Source organism: Bifidobacterium erythrocebi (genome assembly GCF_012932675.1).
GTDB lineage: Bacteria > Actinomycetota > Actinomycetes > Actinomycetales > Bifidobacteriaceae > Bifidobacterium > Bifidobacterium erythrocebi.
This window is the reverse complement of the sequence record NZ_JAAIIF010000004.1, coordinates 1-6214: the sequence shown is the minus strand read 5'-3', so window position 1 is coordinate 6214 and position 6214 is coordinate 1. Positions and strand designations below refer to the sequence as shown.

The window sequence follows — 6214 nt, the reverse complement described above, 5'->3', positions numbered from 1 at the left end:
CTTCTCAATTGGGTCAGGCGGAATCTCGCCAATCACCGTAACTGTGATCGAATCGGTCTTGTCACCGGACTTGGCAGTGATCTTGGCTGTACCAGCCTTCACCGGGGTCACCACACCCTTCGAGCTGACGGTTGCGACAGACTTGTCGGAGGAGCTCCACGATACGGAGTTGCCCTTCGGATCGGTGGTGGCGGTCAGCTGCTTGGTGGTAACACCCTTGGACAGATCAGCGGTGTAATCCGACTGGTCGATCTTGATGGACGTGGTCGGATCCGGGGGCACATCGCCACCGATGTTGGCCATCTTCACCGTGAACATATCGTCGTCGGACTTCTCATAGGAGTTGTTCACCTGCGAAGTGGTGTCCGGCAGGTCGGCGTTGTCGTTCATGGCCAGATCGTACGGCAGAGAATCCATGGCGGACAGACCGAAGGTGGCTGCCAGCTCGATGCCGATGCCAGACTTCTCGATACGCTCAGCGGTGGTACCAAGCTCATCCAGCGGGATGGCGATCTCATAATGGTCGTCCATACCGGCGGAATCGTGGCCCTTGTCGTTGAAGTTGACCCACTTGGCCTTGCTTTGGTTCTCAGACTTCATGTCACCGACGAATCGGCCGTTGCTGTCGCCCCAGCCGCCGTCGATGCCGATGACATCCTTGCTCAGAATGCCATTGCCATAACCGAACTTGATGCCGGTCTTCTTAGTATTGGTCTTGGCATTAGCAGCCGGACCATACGCGGCGTTGGCGTTCAGACCGGTCTCATCGCCCTTATAGATCCACGGACCGTTGGAACCGTTGGTGGAAATGGTCACCACGTTATTGAGCTTTTGCTCACCGCCCCAAGTGATGTTGGACGCCCACAGCGAGCCGCCGGTCTGCAGACCGCCGTTGTTGCCGATACGGGTGCTGTCATCCTTGGTGTCGATGGCAATGTGGAACGGCAGGTTCTGGGTCTGCCACAGGTGGCCTTGGCTCAGCGGGTAGTCATCGCCACGATCCACCACATCCTGAACGTTGGTCATTTCCCACATGAGGTAGAGGTTGTCGTCATCGTAGGCACCGTACAGTGCGTACAGATCAATCGGAACCTCATACATGGAGTTCGGGCGGTACACGCGCGGATCATCGTTGGCGGCACCCTGCGCGATCAGCATGGAGCTATCCCAGTCAGAGATGCTCGCGCCCTTGCCGGCATTGAAGTTGATGGTCTTCTTCACGCCGTTGCCCACCTTGTTGGTGTTGTACTGCGCGGCGAGGTTCTGCGGAGGCACATCCACCTTGTTCACGGTCACCGTGTTGGACAGCGCGGTACCCTGCTGGACGTTCTCAACCGTCTTGGAGGCGACGCCCGTCACGGTAATCGTGGCGGACTGTCCCACGGACAGGCTGTCGCCGACGGAGATGACGTCCCCATCCTGGAACGTGCCGGTCTTGCCTTCGGACGTCGTGTACTTCAGATTGCTGGCGTACACGGCATGGAGAGTCACCTTCACGTTGTCGGTGGAGAAGTTGATGGACGCCGGTTCGGCGGAAACGTACGGCAGGATCTTGCCCTTAATATAGAAGACGCTGACCGAGTTGGCCTTGGCGGTGCCGGATTCGATCTTGCCGTTCTTGACCACGAGCTTGCCGCCATTGACCTCATCCGGATAGGTCCCGTCATCCAGGTTGGTGGACATGCCGGCAAGGTTCTGCTCGCCGCCCATGTTGGCGATGGTCACACCGTCATTCGCCTGCTTGTCCTTGGTGAAACGCTCGATCATCAGGCAGGACTTGTCTCCGCAGTTCTGCAGATACTCGCTCTTGCCATCCATGGCGTTGCGGAAGTGGTTGACCGCGACGACGGACTTGTCCTTCCACATGTCGTCGCCGGTATCGCCCAACTGGGACTTCTCAGCGAACTGAGGACGGATGTTGCCGTTCTGGTCCTTGCCGCCGGATTCCTTCGGACGGTTGAAGTACAGCGGCGCTCCAGCCTTGCGGGAACCGACGATAGCCCAACCCATCATGAGTTCGTAGTCGGTCAGTTCGGTGGACACGCCCTTTTTCACGCCGTCGGAACCGGTCTGTTCCTTGTTGGCGTAGTTGTCGTGCGATTCGACCCAGGTGACGAGCTGATCCTCATCAGCGCCGCCGGTGCTGATGTTCTGCACCATCTTGGTGCTCAGGTTGCCCGAGCTTATGGCCGCGCGAACCGTGCCACCATAAGCGGAAGCGGTGTTACCGCCGCCATCGGAGGAATTGTCGCGGAACATATCGGCATAAGCCTCATAATTAAGGCCAGAATCGCCCTGCAGCACTTCGCCGTACTGGAACTGCGCGCCATTCTTAAGAATGGTGTTCCAATAATTCGACTTGGCGTTCTCCAGCTCGTCAGGAAGCTCGACGTGCTTGGCCGCGTCGAAGCGGAAGCCGTCGACGCCATCAGCCACGGCGGTCTTCAGATAGCTCTGCATGCGGTCCGCGACTTCTTGGTTCTGCGTGTTCAGATCCCACAGACCGAGCAAGTGGCACTGCGTGACCTGCCAACGGTTGCTGTAGTCAATCTTGTCGCCACCACCAGGGTTCTGATCCGTGGAAGGGCAATTATTACGATTATGGAAATATTCCTTCTTCTGCCAATCGGGTTCGATGGCGTTCCAATCGGACGTGAAGTGGTTGGCCACCACATCCACGATGATGCGCACACCATACCTATGGGCGGTGGCGGTCATCTCCTTGAGGTCATCCTCAGTGCCGACCACGAAGTTGCCGATGGAAGTGCCGGACGGCTGGTACACGTAGTACCAGTTCTCGTCGAACTTCTTGCCGTTGGACGGAACGTACTTGATCTTGCTCATCGGCTCGGTCTGCACGGAAGTGTAGCCGGCCTTGGCGATGGCTTCCATGTTCGCCGTGATGTTCTTGAACGACCACATCCACGCGTGCAGGATGGCGCCGTTCTTCATATGCTTGGTCAGACCGTACTTCTCACGTGCGGTCTCGAATGTGGAATTGGCCACGGTATCCGTGTAGCTATCGCGGTCGGTGGAAGCGGAGGCGCTGGAGGACACAAACCCCATGCCGCCAAACGCCGTGGCGAGCGCAACCGCGCCTGCCGCCAGCTTCTTCCAGACTGCCCTCTTCCTGAATGGTGAACGATTCCCGCCTTGGGACGAATACTGCGATCCGCCCTCATCCGGGGAGTATCCACTAGCCTTCATTGGCACTCCTTATTCAATTGGCCATGCACCTGCGCGCTAAGCCAATCAGCGGAATTCAGTAGTTCCTGTTCCTCCAATAAAGGCATTTGTCGCGCGCGGCACTCAGCCGAATCTCCTTTGACAACGTTCTCGTATTAAGCACGTTGATGCTAATTTAACACAAAATGCCGTGGCAAACGCCAACGTTTTCAGCCGCACGATCGCCGATTCGCAATCCCCATGCCCCGAGGACTAAGCCAATTCGTTGAGACACTGCGAACCACTTGGTAATTATGGTATTTCATTATTAGACAAAATGATTGAAATCGTAATCATCATGACCCGAAAACTCCCATATGAATATGATATCCTTATCAGTGCGCTTACAACGCGAACGTTGTCAAAGGAGATAGGGTCATACACAACGCCGTGATGCGTGCCCCAACAGGGAACACAGCACAGAACAGAGAAGGACATGCTTCGGCAAGTCTCTCGCGCTGCACGATGACCCCATTATCAGGGAGGGCCGATGAAGGCTAGAGGTAATCAGCCAAGCGGCGGAGAAGATATGTATTCTTCGGCGCAGTGGCATGCCCCAATGCATGAGAGAACCCATGCATATCACAAGAAGAACACCATCTGGAAGAAGCTTGCCGTAAGCGTGGCCGCAGTGGCCACCGCCATCGGCGGAGTCACCGTCACCGCCTCGGCGGCGCAGGCAGCCACGAACCGCGACAGCTATGCGGACACCGTGGAGAACTCCACATTCGAACAGGCCCGCAAGAAGTATGGTCTGGCAAAGCAGATGAGCGAAGGTTCCACCCTGCATGCTTGGGAATGGAGCTTCAAGACCATCGAAAAGAACATTCCCGAAATCGCGAAGGCCGGGTACACCTCCGTACAGACCGAGCCGATTTCCGCCATCCACACTGGGAACAAGGGCAAGATCTTCACCGAGAACTGGTACTACGTGTACCAGCCGACCGACACTACCATCGGCAACTGGGTGATGGGTTCCGAAGATGACCTCAAGAGTCTGTGCGCCACCGCTCACAAGTACGGTGTGCGCATCATCGTGGATGTGGTCGCCAACCATATGACCGCCACCTGGAATGCCATCGCGGATCGTTGGAGGAAGTCCGACCTGTATCATCACGACTGCAACGATGGCGACGTACAGGACTACAACAACCGTTACCAGGTGACACACTGCAAGCTGCTCAGCTTGTACGACATCAACACCTCGAAGACCGAGACCGCCAACATGATGCATGATTACCTCGTGCAGGCGGTGAACGACGGCGTGGATGGCTTCCGTTTCGACGCGGCCAAGCATATCGAGCTGCCAAACGAATATGACGGCTCCCAGTATTGGAATATCGTGTTGAACAACGGCGCCCAATTCCAGTACGGCGAGGTGCTGCAGGATTCCATTTCCCATGATGCCGATTACGCCAAGCTGTTCGCCAACAACAGCCGTCATGGCGGCGGTGTGACCGCTTCCTACTACGGTGTCAAGCTCCGCGGCGCGTTGAGCTCGAAGAATCTGAATGCTGGCAACCTCAACAATTGGGACAACGCCGCAGGTGGCAACAATCTCGTTTCCTGGGTGGAATCGCACGATAACTACTCCAACAAGCCCGACGATTATGGCGCGTCCATGAAGATGAGCGAATGGGAAATGACTATGGGGTGGGGCGTAATCGGCTCCCGCTCCCAGACCATGCCGCTGTACTTCGATCGACCTGTCGGCTCCGGCGGCAACCAGCCGCAGTTCGCGGAGAAGAGCCAGCTCGGCGATGCCGGCGCGGATTCCTGGAAGGATTCGCAGGTCGTTGCCGTAAACCATTTCCGCAATGCCATGAACAACAACAAGGCTTCGGAATACCTGCGCAATTGCGGCGCGAATTCCTGCCTCATGGTCGAGCGCTACATCAAGGACGGCAACTCCAAGAACGACGGTGTGACCATCACCAACATGGGCGACACCCAGAAACTGGACGGCACCGCCACCAACCTCGATGACGGAACCTACAAGGACCAGGTCTCCGGCGGCACCATCACCGTGTCCGGTGGCAAGATCACTTCCGGTTCCGCACCTGCAGGCAAGATCAGCGTGTTCTTCACCGACAAGTCCGCTTCGGTCTCCGTCAGCGGCGCCAAGTCGTTCAAGACCGACACCAACACCGTCACCCTGAACGCCAATAATGCTACGGACACCACCTACACCACGTCCGAAGGCAAGTCTGGCTCCTACAAGGACGGCGACACCATCACCGTTGGCGCGTCCACCGCTGTTGGCGGCACCATCACGGTGAAGGTGCAGGGCAAGGACGAGGACGGCGATACGGTCTCCGACAAATTCACATGCACGAAGCGCGATCCGAACGCCACGAGCACGGCTTATGCGAAGAAGCCAAGCGCATGGAGCAACCTGTACGCCTACGTGTATGTGGATGATCCGAGCGCCACCACCTTGCAGCAGAACGCGAAGTGGCCAGGCGTGGCGATGACGAAGGTCTCCACAGGAGATAGCTGCGGCAAGGACGGCGAGTACAAGTACGAGATTCCCGACGAGCTCGCAAACGACAATACTCGTATCATCTTCAATGATGGCAATGCCACCAACACGCTGAAGTACCCCGCCGATACCACCGAGGGCGTGGATGCAGCCGGCCTGAAGATCGACGGCAACTACGCTTGGGACGGCGACACCACCGCTTCCGGCACGTGGACGGCGCGTAGCTGCACCGTCGTTACCGTGAACTCCGTGAAGATCGACCAGAAGGACTTCGTCGCCGACCTCTCCAATGGCGTGAAGACCACCAAGCTCACCGCCACCACCGATCCGGCAGGCGTGAACGTTTCCTGGTCCTCCTCCGATGAGACTGTGGCGAAGGTCGCTTCCGACGGCACCGTGACCCCGGTGAAGGCCGGTACAGCCAAGATCACCGCCAAGGCAGGCGGCAAGTCCGCTTCCGTCACCGTTACGGTGACGGGTGTGCCCCCGCTGGATCCGGTTGCCGAC

At 57.6% G+C, this 6214-nt stretch carries 2 protein-coding genes; one reads left to right on the top strand and one right to left on the bottom strand.

Going from position 1 to position 6214, the window contains the following annotated elements:
* Positions 1-3207, bottom strand: a 3207-nt coding sequence (locus tag G1C98_RS01115) for an alpha-amylase family glycosyl hydrolase (RefSeq protein WP_169078455.1), incomplete at its 3' end; no start/stop codon positions are given.
* A 577-nt stretch (positions 3208-3784) separates the two neighbouring features.
* On the opposite strand from G1C98_RS01115, the gene G1C98_RS01110 reads away from it, so the two are divergent.
* Positions 3785-6214 (top strand): alpha-amylase family glycosyl hydrolase (locus tag G1C98_RS01110; protein ID WP_169078453.1); only part of this gene is annotated, 2430 nt, incomplete at its 3' end.